This window comes from Onishia taeanensis (assembly GCF_003268885.1).
GTDB classification, from domain to species: domain Bacteria; phylum Pseudomonadota; class Gammaproteobacteria; order Pseudomonadales; family Halomonadaceae; genus Onishia; species Onishia taeanensis_A.
Genome location: NZ_QLSX01000010.1, coordinates 1 through 20,677, shown reverse-complemented (window position 1 = coordinate 20,677; position 20,677 = coordinate 1). Strand labels below are relative to the sequence as shown.

The following is a 20,677-nucleotide window of genomic DNA, read 5'->3' as shown; positions in this document are numbered from 1 at the left end:
GGCTTCTGGGACAGCGTTACTGGATCAAGAGGCAAGGCTTGCCCTAGAGGGCGGCCTTGAGCGCCTCGGCGCGCATCGGCATGTCGCGCAGGCGAACGCCGACGGCATGCTGGATGGCATTGGCGATGGCGGGCGCTACCACCGTGGTGCCCGGCTCACCCAGGCCCACCGGCATGGCATCGGTGTCGACGAACTCGAGATCCATCTCTGGCACTTGGTTCATGCGCAGCGGCGTGTAGGCGCCCAGGTTAAGCGCCTTCGGCTTGCCCTTCTCGTATTCGGTGCCCTCAAAGAGCGCCATGGAAAGTCCCCACAAGAGTGAGCCCTCGAGCTGCGCCATGGCACCGTCGGGATGCGCAAGGGTGCCGGCATCGGCCACCGTGGTCAGACGCTCGACCTTGACCGACCCATCGCCGCGATCGACCTTGACCCGGGCGATACAGGCGACCCAGGTCGGCATGTTGCGCTCCTGGCCGAAGGTCAGCGCCACGCCCATGCCCACATCCTCGGGCAGGCTGTCGCGGCTGTCCCAGTCGGCCTTGTCCATGGCCCGCTTGAGCACCGCCTTGAGGCGATCAGCACCGCCGACGCTGTGTGGCGCCTGGCCCGAATTGCGACCCTCGGCCTTGAGCAGGCCGAGCCGGAAACGTGCCGGGTCCTGGCCGGCGGCCAGTGCCAACTCGTCGATATGCTGCTCCACGGCCCAGGTCGTCCAGCCCGGCCCGACCGAGCGCAGATAGCCCGGCACGAAGACCTCATGCGCCGTGTGGTTCTGCTGTGCCCAGACCCGCTGGGCGCCGACGTCATACCAGTGATCGGCACCGCTGATGGCGAAGGAATCGACCTTGCCACCGTTCTCGACCGTCTCGGCGAGGAAGGCCGGCGCCATGGCGGCAGAGGGCCAACCGGCAGCCGCGGCATGCTCGGAGGCTACCACCTTGCCGTTGCCGTCGAGGCCTGAGCGCAGGCGCTGCACCGAGGGCGAGCGCACGCAGTCTAGACGGGTGTCGTCGGGCCGCGTGAAGAGCATCTTCACCGGCCGCCCCAGGGCCTTGGCCGCCAGTGCCGCCGGAATGGTGTAGTCGCCGTAGAGGCGCCGACCGAAGCCACCGCCCAGATAATACTGATGCAGGGTAATCTTGCTGGCATCGACCTCGAGGGCCTTGGCCAGCATCGGTACCGCCAGCGACTGCTGCTGGTTGCCGCAGTGCACGTGCCAATGGCCGTCTTCCTCGACCACGGTGGCGTTGACCGGTTCGAGCTGGAAGTGCAACACGCTCGAGGTGGTGTAGGTGGACTCGATCACCTGACTCGCGCCCTCGAGACCCGAGGCCACCTCGCCGATATCGACGAACAGCGAGCCATTATCCCGGCTCGGCGCCTTGACCAGGGCATGGCCCTGCTGCTGGATATCTGCCTCGCTGATGTCGTAGCTGTCACCCCGCTGCCACTCGACCTTGAGGGCATCGGTCGCGCGCATCGCCGAGGAATAGCTGTCGGCGATCACGGCAAGCCAGCCCTGGCAGACGCCAGACGGATCGTCCAGCTCTATGGTCTGGCGATAGCCCTCGATCTGCCGGGCGGCGCTGTCGTCCACCGACGTCGGCTTTGAGCCGAAGCGGGTCGGCGGCAGCACAGGGCGGGCATAGAGCATCTTGTCGACGGTGACGTCGATGCCATAGATCGCCTCGCCGTTGACCTTGGCCGGCACGTCCAGAGCATCGCCCTTGGTGCCCAGCACACGGCGCTCGCTGGCAGGCTTCAGGCTGATCTGCTTGAGCTCGTCCTCGGAGAAGGTGCGCTCGAGACCCGCCTGAGCCACGATCTCGCCATAGCTGATCGACGTATCACCGCTGATCACCTGGCCCTGGCGGGCACGGCAATCGGCCGGATCAACGCCCAGCAGCTTGGCGCCGGCCTCGATCAGGGCAATACGGCCAGCCGCGCCGGCACGGGACAGCGGCAGATAGCTGTGGTGTACCGACCAGCTACCGCCGGTGACCATATAGCCCCACTTCGGGTCGCTATCGACGTAGACGACCTCGATGGAGGACCAGTCTGCCTCGAGCTCTTCGGCGACCAGGCGGGCCAGGCTGGTGGCGACGTGCTGGCCCATTTCAGCCTTGGTGATATGCACGGTCACAGTGCCGTCGGGGGCGATGGCATACCAGATCGTCGGCTCATAGCGACCCGCAGCCAGCGATTCGCTCGCCGAGCCACCGCTCGCCGCGCTGGCGACACCGGAAAGGCCGAAGGCCATCATCGCCGAGCCGGCCATGGTGCCGATCAGAAAGCCGCGGCGCGTGATGCCCTGGGCATCATTGTTCTCGTTGCCCTGAGCGTCGCTGCCATTGGCCTCGACGGCCGCCAGCTGGTCTTCAAACCTGGCCATGGGTCACCTCCTGATCATGGGTCGGGTCGAAAACGCCAACGCCGGCGGTGGATGCCTGGCTGGCCCTGCCGATCTCGGCGGCACGCTTGACCGCTCGATGGATGCGCACATAGGCCATGCAGCGGCAGAGATTCCCGGCCATGGCCTGGGTGACCTCCTCGTCGCTAGGGTCCGGGGTGCGGCTCAGGAAGTCAGCGGCCTGCATGATCTGACCCGACTGACAGTAACCGCACTGCGGCACCTGATGCTCACGCCAGGCCTGCTGCAGCGGGTGGTCATCGTTGTCTGACAGTCCTTCGATAGTGACGATATCGGCGCCTTCGGCGCCGGATACCGGCAGCACGCAGGTACGCGTGGCGCTGCCGTTGAGATGGACGGTGCAAGCGCCGCACTGGGCGATGCCGCAGCCAAACTTGGTGCCTGTCATGCCAAGGTGATCCCGCAACACCCACAGCAGTGGGGTCTGCGGAGACACCTCGACGCTGACCGGCTTGCCGTTCAGAGTGAAGCTGGCCAAGGGGAATTCTCCTGAGGTAGTCATCGGCGGCGCGTTGCGCCGCATCCGCGCCGTGAGCCGGCGTCTCATGTGCAAGATTGTATCGTACACAATGTTAGCAGGCTGAAGGTTGGTGTCGACTCTCGGCCCGTGACGTCCATTCCACGCTCCCGCCTCACATCCACTACACAGGCAGCAGGCATACACCACGCCCCCATCATCCATACACCACGCACCCAAACGAAAAACCCCGCCTCGAAGGGCGGGGTTCTGGATCGAGCGCGACGCGCGGCAACCTAGCCGATAGTTTCTCCGGCCAGCATGAACCAGGTCTCAAGAACGGCATCCGGGTTCAGCGACACCGAATCGATGCCCTGCTCCATCAGCCACTTGGCAAGATCCGGATGGTCCGAGGGCCCCTGGCCACAGATGCCCACATACTTGCCCTGAGCCTTACAGGCCTGGATGGCCATCGACAGCAGCTTGAGCACCGCCGGGTTGCGCTCATCGAACAGGTGAGCGATCACCCCGGAATCCCGGTCCAGCCCCAGGGTCAACTGGGTCAAGTCGTTGGAGCCGATCGAGAAGCCGTCGAAGTGCTCGAGGAACTCATCGGCGAGCAGCGCGTTGGCCGGCAGCTCGCACATCATGATCACCTTGAGACCGTTCTCACCGCGCTTGAGGCCATTCTCGGACAAGATGTCGATCACACCGCGGGCCTCGTCGGTGGTGCGCACGAAGGGCACCATGATCTGGACGTTGTCGAAGCCCATCACATCGCGCACACGCTTGAGCGCCTGGCACTCCAGATCGAAACACGGGCGGAAGGATTCCGACAGATAACGGGAGGCGCCGCGGAAGCCGAGCATGGGGTTCTCTTCGCCGGGCTCGTAGTTCTTGCCGCCGATGAGGTTCTCGTACTCGTTGGACTTGAAGTCCGACAGCCGCACGATGACCTTCTGCGGGTAGAACGCCGCGGCCAGGGTCGAAATCCCCTCGACCAGCTTGTCGACGTAGAAGCTCACCGGGTCATCATAGCCCGCGGTGCGCTGCTCGATGGTCTGCTGAAGCTCTACCGGCAGGGTGTCGAAGTCGAGCAGCGCCTTGGGGTGCACGCCGATCATGCGGTTGATGATGAACTCGAGGCGCGCCAGGCCGACGCCAGCATTGGGCAGGCTCGAGAAGTTGAAGGCGCGATCCGGGTTACCGACGTTCATCATGATCTTGAAGGGCAGCTCGGGCATGCTGTCGACACTGGTGGTCTTGCACTCGAAGTCCAGCAGCCCCTCGTAGACATGACCGGTATCGCCTTCGGAGCAGGATACAGTGACCTCTTGGCCGTCACGCAGCACACTGGTGGCGTCGCCGGAGCCGACCACCGCCGGGATGCCCAGCTCGCGAGCGATGATCGCCGCATGGCAGGTGCGCCCGCCACGGTTGGTGACCACCGCCGAGGCACGCTTCATGATCGGTTCCCAGTCCGGGTCGGTCATGTCGGTGACCAGCACGTCGCCCTCGTTGATCTTGCCCATCTCGTCCGGGGTCATGATCACCTTGACCTCGCCACTGCCGATGCGCTGACCGATGGCACGCCCGGAGATCAGGTTGCGTCCCTTCTCGCGCAGGTGGAAGCGCTCGAGCTTGCCGCCCTCGGTCTGGGACACCACCGTTTCGGGGCGGGCCTGCACGATGTAGACCTGGCCATCGTCGCCGTCCAGGGCCCACTCGATGTCCATCGGACGCTGGTAGTGGCGCTCGATGATCATCGCCTGACGTGCAAGCTCCATGACCTGCTCATCGTTGACGCAGAAGCGACCGCGATCGGACAGCGGCACGTCCACGGTTTCCACCGACTTGCCGGCGCTGGCATCGCCGGTGTAGATCATCTTGATCAGCTTGGAGCCCAGGTTGCGCCGCAGCACCGCCGGGCGACCGGCGTCCAGGGTCGGCTTGTGGACGTAGAACTCGTCGGGGTTGACCGCGCCCTGCACCACCGTCTCGCCGAGCCCCCAGGAGGCCGTCACGAACACGGCGTCGCGGAAACCGGATTCGGTGTCGAGGGTAAACATCACCCCTGACGCGCCGGTCTCGGAGCGCACCATCTTCTGGATGCCGGCAGACAGCGCCACGTTCTCGTGGGCATAGCCGCGGTGTACCCGATAGGAGATCGCCCGGTCGTTGAACAGCGAGGCGAACACCTCATGCACGGCGCGCTTGATGTTGGCGAAGCCTTCGATGTTGAGGAAGGTTTCCTGCTGGCCGGCGAAAGAGGCATCCGGCAGGTCTTCGGCGGTGGCAGAGCTTCTCACCGCGACCTTGAGGCTGGGGTGCTGGGCGACCATGGCATCGTAGGCCTCGCCAAGCGCCGCTTCGAAGGACGGCGGCAGCGGCGTGTCGATCACCCACTGACGAATCTCGGCGCCGGTCTTGGCCAGGGCCTCGACGTCATCGACGTCGAGCCGCGCCAGCGCCTGATTGATGCGCTCGTTGAGGCCGTCGTGAGCGAGGAATTCGCGATAGGCATGAGCGGTGGTGGCAAAGCCGCCAGGCACGCTGACGCCCGCATTGGCCAGATTGGAGATCATCTCGCCGAGCGAGGCGTTCTTGCCGCCCACGCGCTCGACGTCGTTCATGCCGAGCTGGTCGAACCACTCAATGTACTGATTCACGGACTCTTTCACGCGACCCCCTTGTCGACTGGTGACACTCACTGGCAACGATCGCCGCATCGCGATCGACGGCCGCCATAGCTGGATGCTAAGCACCCTATCAAGGGTCGGGGATGTTCGCCATTGGTCTAATAGCGAAGTCATTGGAGGATTTTTACAACACGGCGTCTTTTGGCCGCCTTTTTGTAGTCAGGCTGAGATGACGCCACCAAAACCTACCGGACGAAAGCGCCGCGGGGCCGCATGGCGCTTGCCGCGCCGCCCGTCAGCCGAGACAATCGAGCCATTCAGGCGCCACTACCTAACCGTCGCCGTAAATCAATCACAACTCACTAGTTACAACTAATTCAGTCACAACTAACCCGTCGCCGCTAACCAGTCGTCACGACAAGAACCGAAGGTTCCCTCATGCCACGTACCGCCTTTTTCATCTCCGATGGCACCGGCATCACCGCCGAAACGCTGGGCCGCAGCCTGCTGGCGCAGTTCGAGAGCGTCGAGATCCGCATGATCACCAAGCCCTACATCGATGACACCGAGAAGGCGCAGGCGCTGGTGGACAGCATCAATGCCACCGCCGCCCGAGACGGCGAGCAGCCGATCATCATCGACACCATCGTCGACGAGGACGTGCGGCGCATCGTCTCCACGGCCCCCGGCTTCAAGGTCGACATCTTCTCGACCTTCTTAAAGCCGCTGGAAGAAGAGCTTGCCACCCACTCCACCTATACCGTGGGGCGCACTCACTCGATCGGCCAGGACGATGTCTACATGAACCGCATCGACTCGGTGCACTTCGCCCTGGACAACGACGACGGCGCGCGGCTCAACCAGTACGACAAGGCCGACGTCATCCTGATCGGCGTCTCACGCTGCGGCAAGACCCCCACCTCGCTGTACCTAGCGCTGCAGTTCGGCATCCGCGCCGCCAACTACCCGCTCACCGAAGACGACTACGACGAGGACGGCACTCTCAAGATGCCGCGCGCGCTGGCGCCCTACCGCCACAAGCTGTTTGGCCTGACCATCGCCCCGCCCCGCCTGGCGGCGATCCGCAGCGAGCGGCGTCCCAACAGCCGCTATTGCTCGATGGATCAGTGCATGCAGGAAGTCGCCCAGGCCGAGGGGCTGTATCGCCAGATGCATATCCCCTACATCGATACCACGCGCTTCTCGATCGAGGAAATCTCCACCCGGATGATTGCCGAGGCCGGCCTGCACCGTCGCTTCAGCCCGCGCTGAGCCAACACCACCCCGAGGCCGCTGCTCAGCGCGCCACTCAGCGCAACACTTAACGCACTACGCCCAGGTCGCGCAGCTTGGCGATGTCTTCGGCCGACAGCCCCATCTCGGTGAGCACCGCATCGCTGTCGGCCCCCAGCGCCGGCGGCGCCACCTCGCTGGTGCAGGATACCCCGTCGAAACGCAGCGGGTTGGCCACCTGGGGCACGTCCTGACCGCCACGCTCGAGGGTCCTGACCAGGCCGCGATGACGCACCTGGGCATCCTCGAGGGCCTCGGCCACGCTGTGGATCGGCCCCGCCGGAATGCCGTGCGCCTCGAAGGCTGCCAGCCAAGCGTCCCGTGAGCGAGTCGCCAGGCACTCGGCGACCTTTTCCACCAGCGTCTCGCGATGGGCAACCCGGGCGGCATTGGTGGCGTAAGCCGGGTCCTGGGCCCATTCAGGGTATTCAAGCAGCGCGGCGAGCCGCGCGAACTGGGCGTCATTACCCACCGTCAGCACCAGATGGCCGTCGGCGCAGGCAAAGGCCTGATAGGGCACGATATTGGGATGCGCATTGCCATAACGCTCGGGCGCCCGACCGCTGACCAGGGTGTTCAGCGCCTGATTGGCCAGGGTAGCCAGCTGCACGTCGAGTAGCGCCACGTCGATGTAGCGCCCGCGACCGGTGCGGGAGCGCTCGTCCAGCGCCGCCAGCACCCCCACCGTGGCATATAGCCCGGTCATCACGTCGGTGATCGCCACGCCGGTCTTCATCGGCATGCCGTCCGGCTCGCCGGTGAGGCTCATCAGCCCGCCCATGGCCTGAATCATGAAGTCGTAGCCGGGCCGCCCGGCATAAGGGCCATCCTGGCCGAAACCAGTGATCGAGCAGCCGATCAGCTCCGGGTTCTCGGCCTTGAGGCTCTCGTGGTCGAGGCCGTAACGCGCAAGCCCCCCGACCTTGAAGTTCTCGATCAGGATATCGGCGCGGCCCGCCAACGCGCGGATCAGCGCCTGGCCCTCGGGCCGAGCGATATCCACGGCCAGCGACTGCTTGCCGCGGTTGGCGCACAGGTAATAGGCCGCTTCGACCGGGTCGCCGGCGACGTCCTCGAGCCATGGCGGCCCCCAGGCGCGGGTATCATCGCCGCGGCCTGGATGCTCGATCTTGATCACCCTGGCACCCAGGTCGGCCAGCAGCTGCCCGGCCCAGGGGCCGGCCAGCACCCGCGACATATCCAGCACGACGCGCCCTTCCAGGGGTCCGCTCATCTTGAGCTCCTTGGTCGCTCGGGTTGATTCGGCAACAAGCCAATGAGGAGGCGCTATGAATACCTCCCTGTAAGCTACCTGCGCCCTGCGGCGCTCTCGCATCCTGCGCCGCTCGCAGGGCCGGTGCTGGCCATCCATGGCCAGCCCGTTCGGAGCGGTGCTCCTCACCCATGGCGCAGGACCTCCTCTTCGGCTTGTTCCCGACGCCCCGCTTGATCTTCTCTGGTGTCGACTCGTTAGCCGGTAAAGGCCTGGATACCGGTCTGGGCACGACCGAGAATCAGGGCGTGAATATCGTGGGTGCCCTCGTAGGTGTTGACCGCCTCGAGGTTCATCACGTGGCGGATGACGTGGTACTCGTCGCTGATACCGTTGCCGCCGTGCATGTCCCGGGCGACGCGGGCAATATCCAGCGCCTTGCCGGCGTTGTTGCGCTTGATCAGCGAGATCGCCTCCGGCACCAGCTGGCCGTCATCGATCATCCGCCCGACCCGCAGCGCCGCCTGCAAGCCAAGGGCAATTTCGGTCTGCATGTCGGCGAGCTTCTTCTGGATCAGCTGATTGGCGGCCAGCGGGCGGCCGAACTGCTTGCGATCCAGGGTGTACTGACGACCGGCATGCCAGCAGGCCTCGGCGGCGCCCATGGCGCCCCAGGCGATACCGTAGCGGGCACGATTGAGACACGAGAAGGGTCCCTTCAGGCCGGTGACGTTGGGCAGGCAGGCCTCTTCGCCGACCTCAACATCGCTCAGCATGATCTGGCCGGTGATCGAGGCCCGCAGGCTGAACTTGCCCTCGATCTTGGGGGCGGTAAGGCCGGGCGTGCCCTTCTCGAGGATGAAGCCGCGCAGGATGCCCTCTTCGTCCTTGGCCCATACCACGAACACATCGGCGATCGGCGAATTGGTAATCCAGGTCTTGCTGCCGTTGAGGCGCCAGCCGCTTTCCGTGCGCACCGCCCGAGTGCTCATGCCGCCGGGATCGGAGCCATGGTCCGGCTCGGTGAGGCCGAAGCAGCCGACCCACTCGCCGCTGGCCAGTTTGGGCAGGTATTTCTCGCGCTGCGCCTCGCTGCCGAAGGCATGGATCGGGTACATGACCAGGCTCGACTGCACGCTCATCGCCGAGCGATAGCCGGAGTCCACCCGCTCCACTTCCCGGGCGATCAGGCCGTAGCTGACATAGTTGAGGCCCGCCCCGCCGTAGCCATCGAGCGTCGCCCCGAGCAGCCCCAGCTCGCCCATCTCGTTCATGATCTCGCGATCGAAATGCTCATGGCGGTTGGCCTGGATCACCCGCGGCAGAAGCTTGTCCTGGCAGTAGTCGTGGGCGGTGCGCTGCACCATGCGCTCGTCCTCGTCGAGCTGGTCGATGAGGCGGAAGGGGTCGTCCCAGGTAATAGGCGTGATCTGGCTCATGGGGAGCTCCTCAATAATGTCGACATTTAAATGCAATGTAGATCAAGCATCCTGCCCTGCCAAGCCGACCTTGGTCGCGGCCGCTTACTGGAGCTGGCCCTGCGATTCATCATGGCCTTGCGACTGACGCTGGCGTGCCAACACTGCCCTCAGCCGCCACCAGGCAATGCCCGCCATGATCAGGTTAGCCGTCAGCATACCGGTGAAGATGCCATGCGGCCCGTCCAACCGGCTGCCCAGCCAGGCCAGCGGCACGAACAGCACGAAGAGGCGCACCACGGAAAGCGCCATGGCATCCCGGGGCCGATGCAGGGCATTGAGCGACGACACCGAGAGGATCACCACCCCCTGGGCGCCAAGCCCCAGCGGCACCAGCCAGATAAAGTCGCGCAGCACCTCGCCGACCTCCGGCCCCTCGGCATAGCGAGCGGTCAGCCAGGGCGCCAGGCCCTGCAGCCCCGCCCAGATCGCCAGCTGCCAGACCAGGACAAAGCCCAGGCAGCCGCCGATAGCCCGGCGCACCCGCGCGAGCTGGCCGGCGCCCAGGTTCTGGCTGACCAGCGGCGACAGCGTCATTGAAAGCGCCAGCACCACGATCTGGGCGATGGCATCCAGCCGCGATCCGACCCCGAAGGCCGCCACCGCCGCATGGCCGTGGTCGGCGACGATGCGGGTCACCAGCGCCATGGCCACCGGCGTGAACAGGCTGGTCACCGCCGCTGGCAAGGCAATGCGCCCAAGTACGCGCCAGGACTCCACCAGCGCACCAAGGGTAAGACCCCGAAAGGCAATCAGGCCGCGCAGCCGCGGCTGACAGATCAGGCCCAGCGTCATCAGCCCCCAGCTCAGCACTGTGGCGAGTGCCGCCCCGGCCACACCCATCGCCGGCACCGGCCCAGCGCCGAAGATCAACAGCGGGTCGAGCGCCAGATTGAGAATCGCGGCAACGCCCATCGACAGCCCCGCCGCCAGGGTATTGCCGTGAGCACGTAACACGCTGTTGATGATGCGCGGCGCGATCACCAGGGCGGCCCCCCAGTACCACACGCCCATGTAGGCTTCGAGATAGGGCATCAGGGTGGCGTCGGCCCCCAGCAGCGAGAACAGCGACTCGATGCTTGGCAGCCCGGCAAGTGTCACCAGAGCCCCGACGAGCAGCGACAGCAGCACCGCATCCGTGGCGCGGCGTGCCAATAGGTCGTGACGGCCCTGGCCGAGCAAGCGCCCCACCACCGCCGAGGTGCCGATGCCGAGCCCGATCGCCAGGCTGATCACCGCAAAGACGACAGGAAAGGTAAAGGATACCGCCGCCAGCGGCGCAGTGCCGAGGCTGGCGATGTACCAGGCATCGACCAGGTTGAAGGTCATCATCGCCAGCATGCCGCCGATCACCGGCAGAGTCTTGCGCACCAGCGTGCGGGCGATGGGCGCTTCGAGCATCGAGCCGCGCCGGGCGGGTGACTGGGAAGAAGATGTCGACGTCATGGCAACCTCGGTCGAAAGGGGACGTCATTGTGCCCCACTCAGGCCAAGGCCCCAATGTGAGCAAGGGCCGGCAGCGTATGACGTCGCCGGCCCTCTCTATTTCTCCAGCTATCTCTATTTCTCCAGCTATCTCTATTTCCCCAGCTATCTCTATTTACGTATCTCTCACTGCACTCTTACGTACCTCTCACTGCTCTGAGCTTCTCATTCCTCGCCGCCTCTCACCTTAGTCCTCGTCGCGGCGATACAGGCGCTGAATGCTCGAGAAATCGAGCCCGCCGTTGCCATTGGCCGCATGCAGGGCAAAGAGGTTACGCGCCTGAGACCCCATCGGCACCGTCGACTTTGACCCCAGCGCCAGCTCCCAGGCGAGCCCCAGATCCTTGGCCATCAGGTCGGTATGAAAGCCACCTTGGTAGTCGTTGGAGGCCGGCGCTTTCTCCATCACTCCAGGCCAGGGGTTGTAGCCATTGAGCGCCCAGTTGCCGCCGCTGCTCTGCTTCATGACCTCGGAGAGCACCGCCGGGTCGAGGCCGTTCTCGACGCCCAGCGCCAGGGCCTCTGCCGTGCCGCTCATGAGAATGCCGAGCAGCATGTTGTTGCAGATCTTGGCCACCTGACCGGCGCCGGTTTCGCCGGCGTGGAAGATGTTCTTGCCCATGGCCTCGAGAACCGGCTTGGCCCGCTCGAAGCCCTCGTCGCTGCCACCGACGATGAAAGACAAGGTGCCGGCGACCGCACCGCCCACCCCGCCGGACACGGGAGCATCCACGAAGGCAAACCCGCGCTCGGCGGCGGCGGCACCCACGGTGCGGGAATCATCCGGGGCGATGGTCGAAGCATCGATGATCAGCGGGTTACCGGCGAGGGTATCCAGCAGCCCCGGGGCACCGTCGTTGCCCAAGTAGAGCCCCTTCACATGGGCGCCGGCTGGCAGCATGGATACTACCACCTCGGCCTCCTTGGTCACCGCCTCGGCGCTTGCGGCACGGCTAGCGCCGGCGTCCTCGAGGGTTTGCATGGCCTGATCCGAGAGATCGAAGACGCAGACATCATGGCCAGCCTTGACGAGATTGGTGGCCATGGGGCCCCCCATGTTGCCAAGACCGATGAAGGCGATACGCATGGCGTGGCTCCTTATTGGGTGGTTATGTGATCGTTGTTGTTGTTGCGTTGTTGCGTTGTTGTTGCCGTTATCGTTGCTGCATCGCTGTATTACAGCTCGCGCAGCGGGTGCGTCTCAGGGTTCCACAGCGGTCGTAGCAGGGCCTCGACATCGGCCTTGGGCACCGCGCCAACGCTTGAATGCGACCAGCGCGGGGTCTTGTCCTTGTCGATAAGAAGCGCCCGCACGCCCTCGGCGAGATCGCCCTTCAGACAGCACTGCACCGAGAGGTTGAGCTCTTCACGGAAGGCCTCGGCGAGGCCGGTGCGGGAATGACGCCGGATCATCTGCCAGACCAGCTGCGCGCTCAGCGGGCAGCCAGCGGCGAGCCGCGCCCGATTGGCGGCGAGCCAGTCATCCTGATGGTCATCGTCAAGGATGCGCGCGGCGGCATCCGTGGCCGATGCGCAGGCGGTGAGGCGCTGCAGGTGATCGCGATGCGGCCACAGCTGGGCAGCCGGTGCCTGGCCCCGATTCTCGAAACGGTCGAGCACACGCCCCACCACCGCCTGCAGCGCCCGGGTGTCATCGGCCTCATCAAAGTCGGCAGATAGCAGCGCTTCGAACAAGGCCTCGCGGCTTGCCCGAGGCACGAAGCGGTCGGCAAGGCCCAGGTCTAAGGCGTCTCGCGCATTGAGCTGGGCGCCGGTCAGGCCCAGGTAGGCGCCGATGCCCGGCGGCATGCGGTTGAGGAACCAACTGGCACCGATGTCCGGATAAAGGCCGATGCTGATCTCAGGCATCGCCAGCAGCGAGGTCTCGGTGACCAGGCGGTGACCGGCACCGGCCATCAGCCCCATGCCGCCGCCCATCACGATGCCGTCGCCCCACACCAGCAGCGGCTTCTCATAGCAATGGATCTGGTAGTCGAGGCCGTATTCGCCGGTGAAGTAGGTCTCGGCAAGGGCGCCGCCCTCCCCGGCCTGAATCGCCTTGTAAAGCGCAACGATGTCACCGCCGGCGCAGAACGCTTTCTCGCCGGCGCCTTCCAGCCAGACGGCGACCACCCGCTCGTCATCGGCCCATTGCGTCAGGCGGGCCGAGAGCTGCTCGATCATGGCAAGCGACAGGGCGTTCAGCGCCCTTGGGGCATTGAGGGTCGCCACCCCGATAAGGTGCCCCTCGCGGGTCGGGCGCTCCTCGAACAGCACGGGTGCATCGGTCATCGATCGGGCTCCTTGTCGGTCGTTATCGGAGAAACTGAAAGGTGGTGGATAGGTAGCGTCGGGCGCGCCTCACTGCAGCGACTCGATCACGCCATCGGCGAGCAGGCGCCGGGCGCTGATCACGCGCATGATCTCGTTAGTGCCCTCGAGGATCTGGTGCACGCGGGTGTCACGGACCAGTCGCTCCAGCGGATATTCCTTGATGTAGCCATAGCCGCCGTGCAGCTGCAGGGCCTCGTTGCAGACGTTGAAGCCCATGTCGGTGGCGACCCGCTTGGCCATCGCACAGTGGGCGGTAGCCTCGGGATCATTCTGGTCGAGACGCCAGGCCGCATGGCGCACCATCAGCCGCGATGCCACCAAGTCGCTTGCCATGTCGGCCAACTTGAACTGCAGGGCCTGGAAGCTTGAGAGCTCGCGGCCGAACTGCTTGCGCTGGCCTAGATAGTCGCGAGACAGCGTCAGCGCCTGCTGGGCGGCACCCAGCGAGCAACTGGCGATGTTGAGCCGCCCACCGTCGAGACCCTTCATGGCCAGGCGGAAGCCCTCGCCTTCTTCGCCGAGACGATTCCCGACCGGCACCCGCACATCATCGAAGCTGACCAGCCGCGTTGGCTGGCTCTTCCAGCCCATCTTTTCTTCGTTCTTGCCGTATTCGATACCGGCACTATCGGCAGGCACCAGGAACGCGGAGATACCGCCAGCGCCGGAATCAGACGCCCCGGTGCGCGCCATCACCACCAGCACGTCGGTAGACCCGGCCCCAGAAATGAACATCTTCGAGCCGCTGATTCTGTACTCATCACCCTCGCGTACTGCCTTGCTGCGCAGGTTGGCCGCATCCGAACCGGCGCCCGGCTCGGTCAGGCAATAGGAGGCCAGCAGCTCGCCGCTGATCAGCCGCTCGAGCCAGGTCTTGCGCAGCGCCTCGCTGCCCCAGTTGGCGATCATCCAACTGGCCATGTTGTGAATGGTCAGATAGGCAGTGGTCGAGATGCAGCCCTGGGCGAGCTGCTCGAAGATCAGCGAAGCCTCGAGCCGCGAGAGCCCCAGCCCGCCCCGCTCCTCATCGATATAGATGCCCAGAAAGCCGGCTTCACCGGCACGCTTGATGACATCCACCGGAAAGTGCGAACGGGCATCCCAGTCGGCGGCATGGTCGGCGAGTTCGGCACGGCAGAAGTCCGCAGCCGCCTGCTGCAGGGCGTACTGGTCCTCGGTGAGTGCAAAATCCATGGTGATCTCCTCTGACGTCACCGGCCGGCAGGCGTCCCGACATCGTCTGAAACGGGCCAGCGTTAACTAAGTTGGCGTTAACGAAAGGCGCCGTACAAACAGTCGGTATTCACGTCGGCCCGGCCATAACGCTTTCCGTAGCATGAATGACAGCAAGAATGACGGGGCGGCCGCGGCCTCGCCGGGCAATGCCACCAACCTAGCATTTGCTTGGTCGGGCGCAAGCCACCCCTTGGTCTAAGGCCAACAGCAATATATTCCCTTTACGTTAACGTCAAGCATAACTAATCTGGGAGAGTCGAAGCGCCACGGCGTTCATGCGATCATTCCGTCACCGACCAATGCATCGCAACAGCATCGCTAACGCCAAGGAACGTCACTATGCCCAAGCCCAGCCAGACCGAGTCCCAGGCAACCCCGGCCGATGCCGCCGCGGGAGCCGTGAGGCGCAAGCGAACCTTCGCGATCGGTGAGCTGGCCGAGATGTTCGAGGTAACGCCCCGCACCATCCGCTTCTACGAGCAGGAAGGGTTGCTGTCGCCTGAGCGCAAGGGCCAACGACGCATCTATCATGACAAGGACCGGGTGCGGCTGAAGCTGACGCTGCGCGGCAAGCGGCTCGGTTTCACGCTGGCCGAGATTCGCGAGGTCGTCGAGCTCTACGATGCCATGCCCGGCGGTAACACCCGCCAGCTTCATCGCATGCTCGAAATTCTCGCCGAGAAACGGGCCGATATGGAGCAACGCCTCGAGGATATCCGCCTGATGCAGCATGAGCTCGATGACGTCGAGACGCGCTGCCGGGCGGTGCTGGAGCGCCTGGACCCTTAACCCGGGCCTTAGCCTGGAATACCAGCAAAACGCGCCCCGTGTGGCGGGCGCGGCGCTCCGGTTCTAGGCTCTGTGCGAAAAGTCGGCGAGCGAAGATCAGACAAGGCAAAAATCAGGGAAAAAGCGGAGTTTACGTACTGTAAATGAGCATTTTGAGCTGATTTTTAACGCCGTATGGTCGAGCGCAGCCAGTTTTCGGACAGGGCCTAAAAGCACAATAACCATAGGAGCCAGCATGACACGCCAACGCCCCACCCCGGATTCGCCCACCACCCCGCCCGTAGCAAGCTATGTCAGTGGCACCAGCGACACGCCCCTCAAGGGCCAGACCATCGGCGACTGTTTCGATGCCACTGTCGCGCGGGTACCCGACCGCGATGCCCTGCTAAGCCTGCACCAGGGGCTGCGCTATAGCTGGCGGGAACTGCAGGCCGAAGTCGACAAGGCCGCCCGCGCGCTGCTCGCCGCCGGTGTGGTGCAGGGCGAGCGGGTCGGTATCTGGGCGCCCAACCGGGCCGAATGGACCATCACCCAGTTCGCCACCGCCAAGATCGGCGCCATCCTGGTCAACCTGAACCCGAGCTATCGCACCCACGAGCTGGAATACGCCCTCACCCAGTCCGCCACCGCGACCCTGATTCTGCAGGGGCGCTTCAAGGCCTCGAACTACGTGCAGATGATCGCCGAGTTGGCCCCGGAGCTCGCCAAGCCGCAAGAAGGCGGCCTGAACTGCCCTCACCTGCCGGCGCTCAAGCAGGTGATCTGCCTGGATACCGCCGATGCCCTGCCCGGCATGCTTACCTGGCAAGGCCTACTGGAAGGTGCCGAGACGGTCAGCCCGGCACAACTCGCCGAGGTTCAGGGGGCGCTGCAGTTCGATGAGCCGATCAACATCCAGTACACCTCTGGGACCACCGGCTCACCCAAGGGCGCGACGCTTTCCCACCACAACATTCTCAACAACGGCTTCTTCGTGGCCCGCGCCATGGGGTTCTCTGAGGCCGACCGGCTGGTGATTCCGGTGCCGCTCTATCACTGCTTCGGCATGGTGATGGGCAACCTGGGCTGCATGACCCATGGCGCGACCATGATCTATCCCGGAGACGGCTTCGACGCCGAAGCGACGCTTACGGCCGTGGAAAACGAGCGCGCCACCGCCCTCTTCGGCGTGCCGACGATGTTCATCGCCGAACTGGAGCACCCGCGCTTTGCCGAGTTCGACCTCTCGACCCTGCGCACCGGCATCATGGCCGGCTCCATCTGCCCCATCGAAGTGATGCGTCAGGTGATCGACAAGATGCACATGGAAGGCGTGACCATCTGCTACGGCATGACCGAAACGAGCCCGGTCAGCTTCCAGACCCTCACCGATGCCCCGCTCGAGAAGCGCGTCACCACAGTGGGCACCATTCACCCGCACTTGGAGGTCAAGCTGGTCGATCCTTCCAACGGCGCCGTGGTGCCACGCGGCGAGCGCGGCGAACTGTGTACCCGCGGCTATAGCGTGATGCTCGGCTACTGGGACAACCCCGAAGCGACCGCCAAATCCATCGACGCCAGCCGCTGGATGCACACCGGCGATCTCGCCACCATGGACGAAGACGGCTACGTGGCGATTGTCGGTCGCATCAAGGACATGATCATTCGCGGTGGGGAAAACATCTATCCCCGCGAGATCGAAGACTTCCTCTACACCCACCCTGCCATCTCAGACGTGCAGGTGATCGGCGTACCCGATGCCAAGTACGGCGAAGAAGTGATGGCCTGGGTCAAGCTCATCGAGGGCGAAGAGCTGGATGAAGAAAGCCTGAGGGGCTTCTGCCAGGGCAAGATCGCCCACTTCAAGATTCCCCGCTACGTGAAGTTCGTCGACGCCTTCCCGATGACCGTTACCGGCAAGATCCAGAAGTTCAAGATGCGCGAAGAAGCCACCCATGAGCTGGGGCTGTAACGCCGCCTGCCAATAGGAACCGTGCAATTCCTGCTACCCGCAAGACCTCAATCACACCCTGAAAGCTGGGCCCCAGCTTTCAGGGTGTTTCCATTTGAGACAGCTGAAACCGACCGGCTCACCTTCGCGTAGTGGAATTGAGCGACGTCTTTTGCATCCAGAGCGACTAATGAATAGGCTAACCGTTCACAGTCAGTAACAGCCAAGCAATGATCGGCAGCATCGCGCCAGGGGAAGGACTACTGCATGGATGGCAGGATGCCATCACACCATGCCCAAGTAGGGGCGGTAGCGTGCCTGGTGGCTTACCGCTTTTCCTGCCACAGGATTCAAACCTAACGGACGATACCTGCGGCACTTCAGATGCATGACCGCTCCACCTGACCTATCACCGGAAGTGGTATGCATTGCGCACACACATCCGACCACCTCGGACCATGGATGAATACACAGTATTATTGGATCCGGCAAAACGCGCAGGCGTGCGAATTCTGCATAGGTAGCCTACTCATTCTTGGAAACCTTTTTTATCAAGGATTTATATAGAGTATAGCGCGCTCGTTTATTGACTTGAACGCGCGCGCAGTCTAATCACTGTTAGGCAAAGGAGAACGGTAGGGGTGAGCACGCAGGTTACAGTCAAGTGGAAATGGCTAGATTGGGAGCCGGGCTACACATGGTCCAAGGACATCGTCTCCCAGCTCGTCGAGCTTGACCTTAGGGAGGAACAACTCGATCGTTGCGTTTACGTCATTCGGGTAAACGGTTTGTTTGCCATTCAGTATCCGCTCGGGATCTCGCCGACTCTATACATTGGAGAGGGCAATTTCAAAAGTAGGATAATCCAGCATAAGAACTGGCTGGGTGAGTTGGCTGATCTCGTTAGAGACTTCTCGTTTCAGGTCGGTATATGCATCCCAAGAGTCAGAAATAACCGTCTTGCATATCAAGATCTAGAGGCCTACCTCCTTCAGGAGTTTAAAGAAATATACGGTTGCGCTCCTTTGAAAAATGTTCAGATGGAGCGTCGTCGGGCTAGTTATGAGTATGTTCCGAAGGATGAGCTTCGGGCAGCGCTGATGATAGGCCGCGGGGTTCGCTACCATTGGGCGGTGGCTCCAATGAAGAGTTCGCCCTACCATGAGAAGTACTGGAAGACCTACGATGAAGAATTGGCATAAGGTCAACATGAACAGTAGCCTAACGAGGCGCTGCAGCCGACGGCTTCGCCGCGGCTGAGCTCTGCGTTAGCACGAAGGAGTAAAGATGGCCGTAGGAGATTGGTTCAGCACATTTTGTGGGAATATCAAGGTCAGCAATAAGGACTCAATATCAAGACGGTATAAAGCTATTACAAGAAGGCTGAATACTGATTTTTGGGATACAGCTTCTGACACTTCGCACAGTCTTTATGTCGGCTCCTATGGTAGAAACACTGCCGTGGGGGGCTTTAGTGATCTTGATATGTTATTTCGTTTGCCATATAGCGTCTACGAACGATACAACAATTACAATGGAAACGGCCAGTCAGCATTGCTCCAGGAAGTAAAGCGCTCCATAGAGCGAACTTATGCTACCACCAAGATTCGTGGTGACGGTCAAGTGATTCTGGTTCCATTTGATGATGGTCTGACTTACGAGGTTGTTCCTGCATTTGTTAATAAAGATGATAGCTTCACCTATCCTGATGCAAATAATGGGGGCCGTTGGCGTACCACCAATCCAAAACCAGAAATTGAAGCAATCAGGGCGAGGAACAACCAGTGTAACAAAAACCTGATTTGGCTTTGTAGGATGATGCGTATTTGGAAAAGAAAATGGGATGTTCCAATAGGAGGCTTGCTGATAGACACGTTGGCCTACCAATTTATTGAAAATTGGGAACATAGAGATAAATCATTTGTGTACTATGATTGGATGTGTCGCGACTTTTTTAATTTTATGGCAAATCAGGATAAAACAAAGGAGTACTGGAAAGCCCCCGGTAGTGGTCAGTACGTTTATGGCAAGGATTTGTTCCAATGGAAAGCGAGACGTTGTTGCAATATCGCAATAGAGGCTTGTAAACACGAGTCAGCAGACCCTAAGCGTGAATGGTCAGCCAAACAGAGCTGGAGAGAGATTTTTGGAACCAAATTCCCAAGCTAGCAATAACGTGCTGGCATACCTCGAAGAGCAAATTCGGGAGTGTTATGGCCGGGTCGTTTATTCGCATAAAACACATGAGAAATGCGCCGATATTCTTCTGAGTCGGCTTTCAAATATAAAGATTGCACAAATTATATTGTCTGCTCTTAGTACAGCTGGTTTCGTTTCGATAATTTTTGGAACTGGGGAAGTTGGCGCGATTGCTGGCGGCCTAGTGTCGGTTGCATTACTTGTTCTAAATGGGTACACAAAAGATTACGACCTCGGTCAATTGGCGCAGAAGCACCGTCAAGCTGCTGCTGACCTCTGGCTGATTCGCGAGCAGTATCTCTCCCTTCTGACCGACTTGCGTTCCAATTCAGGCAGTGAAGATGAGTTGCGAGAAAAGAGAGATCACTTATTAACCGAGTTACATGCTCTTTATTTAGGTGCGCCCAGCACTAACTTCAAAGCATATAAAAAAGCACAAGAAGCCCTGAAGAGCCTTGAAGATATGACTTTTTCCGATGAGGAAATTGACGCATTTTTGCCAAAGAGTCTGAAAAAGTGCTAACAAGTGGTTGTAGTTTGTTTCGGCCTAGGGCCTCCACCGGACGGCCTTGACAGGCCGCCGCTAAACCAAGCGTTAGCACTCTACTGAACACGATACTCTGCGACCATTCAAAGTAGGAAACATATAAATTGTTTGAGCATATTAAAAAGAGAATAATAAAAGGGCTAATTGAAGAGATTGCCTGTTTAGATGAGAGGGGAATAGAACTGGTTGGTCATAATTATATTTCTCAGCGAGAAAACCAACCTCTCATTCACCATGGTCTAAATAAGGATTACATGCCTTCTGGCTATACAGTAGACTCATTCTCTCGGTAGTTTTCAACCCAGTTGTCCAAATCGCTTCCATTAAGCAGCTTTCTGATTCCGTTCTTTTTCCTGCGGCTTGCCAGGATTGAGCGATACTTGTCCGATGGCCTCCCAGCGTCGAACGTCGCCAGACCAGCGCTTGGGATTCAGGCGCTTTGCGCGTTCATAAACCCCTTTTCGCTCGGCCAAGCGCTTAGTATCCGTGCCACGATGCCGGTCGGCAGGCGTGACGAAGTTAATGCCACTGTGAAGGTGTTGTTCATTGTAGGCGTGCTCGAACGACAACATCCATTCCCGCACAACGGCCAGTGAGGAAAAGCCCTTCGCTGGCCACGCTGGACAGTACTTAACGGTGCGGAACA

Annotated in this window: 15 protein-coding genes and 1 pseudogene; 6 read left to right on the top strand and 10 right to left on the bottom strand. The window is 61.9% G+C overall.

All coding sequences use genetic code 11. From position 1 onward, the window contains the following. Positions 1-43: 43 nt before the first annotated feature. The 3 genes from BCL93_RS13335 to ppsA all read right to left on the bottom strand — a co-directional run bounded on the left by BCL93_RS13335 (position 44) and on the right by ppsA (position 5,557). Complete coding sequence (locus BCL93_RS13335) at positions 44-2,392, bottom strand: xanthine dehydrogenase family protein molybdopterin-binding subunit (RefSeq protein WP_112055764.1); 2,349 nt, start codon at positions 2,390-2,392, stop codon at positions 44-46. Beyond that, complete coding sequence (locus BCL93_RS13330) at positions 2,379-2,909, bottom strand: (2Fe-2S)-binding protein (protein ID WP_112055763.1); 531 nt, start codon at positions 2,907-2,909, stop codon at positions 2,379-2,381. Before BCL93_RS13330 ends, BCL93_RS13335 begins: the two co-directional genes overlap by 14 nt. Before the next feature lie 275 nt (positions 2,910-3,184). Beyond that, the gene (ppsA, locus tag BCL93_RS13325; RefSeq protein WP_112055762.1) at positions 3,185-5,557 is read right to left on the bottom strand and encodes a phosphoenolpyruvate synthase; all 2,373 of its coding nucleotides are present in this window, start codon (positions 5,555-5,557) and stop codon (positions 3,185-3,187) included. 408 nt (positions 5,558-5,965) lie between these two features. On the opposite strand from ppsA, the gene ppsR reads away from it, so the two are divergent. Continuing rightward, entirely contained in the window at positions 5,966-6,799 is an 834-nt protein-coding gene (gene ppsR / locus BCL93_RS13320) for a posphoenolpyruvate synthetase regulatory kinase/phosphorylase PpsR (RefSeq protein WP_112055761.1), read from the top strand. 49 nt (positions 6,800-6,848) lie between these two features. Here the strand turns inward: ppsR and BCL93_RS13315 are convergent, their stop codons facing one another. The 6 genes from BCL93_RS13315 to BCL93_RS13290 all read right to left on the bottom strand — a co-directional run bounded on the left by BCL93_RS13315 (position 6,849) and on the right by BCL93_RS13290 (position 14,524). Beyond that, complete coding sequence (locus BCL93_RS13315) at positions 6,849-8,054, bottom strand: CaiB/BaiF CoA transferase family protein (RefSeq protein WP_112055760.1); 1,206 nt, start codon at positions 8,052-8,054, stop codon at positions 6,849-6,851. Positions 8,055-8,290: 236 nt separating this feature from the next. Next, positions 8,291-9,472 carry an acyl-CoA dehydrogenase gene (locus BCL93_RS13310; protein WP_112055759.1) on the bottom strand — a complete coding sequence of 394 codons (1,182 nt, stop codon included), beginning with the start codon at positions 9,470-9,472 and terminating at the stop codon, positions 8,291-8,293. A gap of 84 nt (positions 9,473-9,556) precedes the next feature. After that, the gene (locus BCL93_RS13305; protein WP_112055758.1) at positions 9,557-10,957 is read right to left on the bottom strand and encodes an MATE family efflux transporter; all 1,401 of its coding nucleotides are present in this window, start codon (positions 10,955-10,957) and stop codon (positions 9,557-9,559) included. Positions 10,958-11,183: 226 nt separating this feature from the next. After that, positions 11,184-12,173, bottom strand: coding sequence for a 3-hydroxyisobutyrate dehydrogenase (mmsB, locus tag BCL93_RS13300; RefSeq protein ID WP_258396577.1), 990 nt, complete (start codon positions 12,171-12,173; stop codon positions 11,184-11,186). Continuing rightward, positions 12,173-13,288 carry an enoyl-CoA hydratase/isomerase family protein gene (locus BCL93_RS13295; protein WP_112055756.1) on the bottom strand — a complete coding sequence of 372 codons (1,116 nt, stop codon included), beginning with the start codon at positions 13,286-13,288 and terminating at the stop codon, positions 12,173-12,175. The genes mmsB and BCL93_RS13295 overlap by 1 nt, the downstream gene beginning before the upstream one ends. A gap of 69 nt (positions 13,289-13,357) precedes the next feature. Beyond that, positions 13,358-14,524 carry an acyl-CoA dehydrogenase family protein gene (locus BCL93_RS13290; RefSeq protein WP_112055755.1) on the bottom strand — a complete coding sequence of 389 codons (1,167 nt, stop codon included), beginning with the start codon at positions 14,522-14,524 and terminating at the stop codon, positions 13,358-13,360. Between the two features lie 381 nt (positions 14,525-14,905). Between BCL93_RS13290 and BCL93_RS13285 the strand changes: the two genes are divergently transcribed. The 5 genes from BCL93_RS13285 to BCL93_RS13265 all read left to right on the top strand — a co-directional run bounded on the left by BCL93_RS13285 (position 14,906) and on the right by BCL93_RS13265 (position 20,007). Then, positions 14,906-15,355: a MerR family transcriptional regulator gene (locus tag BCL93_RS13285; protein ID WP_112055754.1), complete on the top strand. Its 450-nt coding sequence runs from the start codon at positions 14,906-14,908 to the stop codon at positions 15,353-15,355. A gap of 235 nt (positions 15,356-15,590) precedes the next feature. After that, entirely contained in the window at positions 15,591-17,306 is a 1,716-nt protein-coding gene (locus tag BCL93_RS13280) for an AMP-binding protein (RefSeq protein ID WP_112055753.1), read from the top strand. A gap of 620 nt (positions 17,307-17,926) precedes the next feature. Continuing rightward, complete coding sequence (locus BCL93_RS13275; protein ID WP_112055752.1) at positions 17,927-18,487, top strand: hypothetical protein; 561 nt, start codon at positions 17,927-17,929, stop codon at positions 18,485-18,487. 85 nt (positions 18,488-18,572) lie between these two features. Then, positions 18,573-19,454 carry an SMODS domain-containing nucleotidyltransferase gene (locus BCL93_RS13270; protein WP_112055751.1) on the top strand — a complete coding sequence of 294 codons (882 nt, stop codon included), beginning with the start codon at positions 18,573-18,575 and terminating at the stop codon, positions 19,452-19,454. After that, on the top strand, positions 19,432-20,007 hold the full coding sequence (locus tag BCL93_RS13265; protein ID WP_112055750.1) for an SLATT domain-containing protein: 576 nt from the start codon (positions 19,432-19,434) through the stop codon (positions 20,005-20,007). Before BCL93_RS13270 ends, BCL93_RS13265 begins: the two co-directional genes overlap by 23 nt. Positions 20,008-20,354: 347 nt before the next feature. Here BCL93_RS13265 and BCL93_RS13260 read toward each other — a convergent pair. Then, positions 20,355-20,677 (bottom strand): annotated as a pseudogene (locus tag BCL93_RS13260) (IS3 family transposase); the annotation flags it as partial.

What these genes read in the sequence shown, in the direction of transcription:
- BCL93_RS13335 (WP_112055764.1), bottom strand. Translation starts at nt 2,392, where the DNA reads ATGGCCAGGTTTGAAGACCAGCTGGCGGCCGTCGAGGCCAATGGCAGC.
- BCL93_RS13270 (WP_112055751.1), top strand. Translation starts at nt 18,573, where the DNA reads ATGGCCGTAGGAGATTGGTTCAGCACATTTTGTGGGAATATCAAGGTC.
- BCL93_RS13280 (WP_112055753.1), top strand. Translation starts at nt 15,591, where the DNA reads ATGACACGCCAACGCCCCACCCCGGATTCGCCCACCACCCCGCCCGTA.
- BCL93_RS13290 (WP_112055755.1), bottom strand. Translation starts at nt 14,524, where the DNA reads ATGGATTTTGCACTCACCGAGGACCAGTACGCCCTGCAGCAGGCGGCT.
- BCL93_RS13295 (WP_112055756.1), bottom strand. Translation starts at nt 13,288, where the DNA reads ATGACCGATGCACCCGTGCTGTTCGAGGAGCGCCCGACCCGCGAGGGG.
- ppsR (WP_112055761.1), top strand. Translation starts at nt 5,966, where the DNA reads ATGCCACGTACCGCCTTTTTCATCTCCGATGGCACCGGCATCACCGCC.
- BCL93_RS13310 (WP_112055759.1), bottom strand. Translation starts at nt 9,472, where the DNA reads ATGAGCCAGATCACGCCTATTACCTGGGACGACCCCTTCCGCCTCATC.
- BCL93_RS13305 (WP_112055758.1), bottom strand. Translation starts at nt 10,957, where the DNA reads ATGACGTCGACATCTTCTTCCCAGTCACCCGCCCGGCGCGGCTCGATG.
- BCL93_RS13315 (WP_112055760.1), bottom strand. Translation starts at nt 8,054, where the DNA reads ATGAGCGGACCCCTGGAAGGGCGCGTCGTGCTGGATATGTCGCGGGTG.
- BCL93_RS13285 (WP_112055754.1), top strand. Translation starts at nt 14,906, where the DNA reads ATGCCCAAGCCCAGCCAGACCGAGTCCCAGGCAACCCCGGCCGATGCC.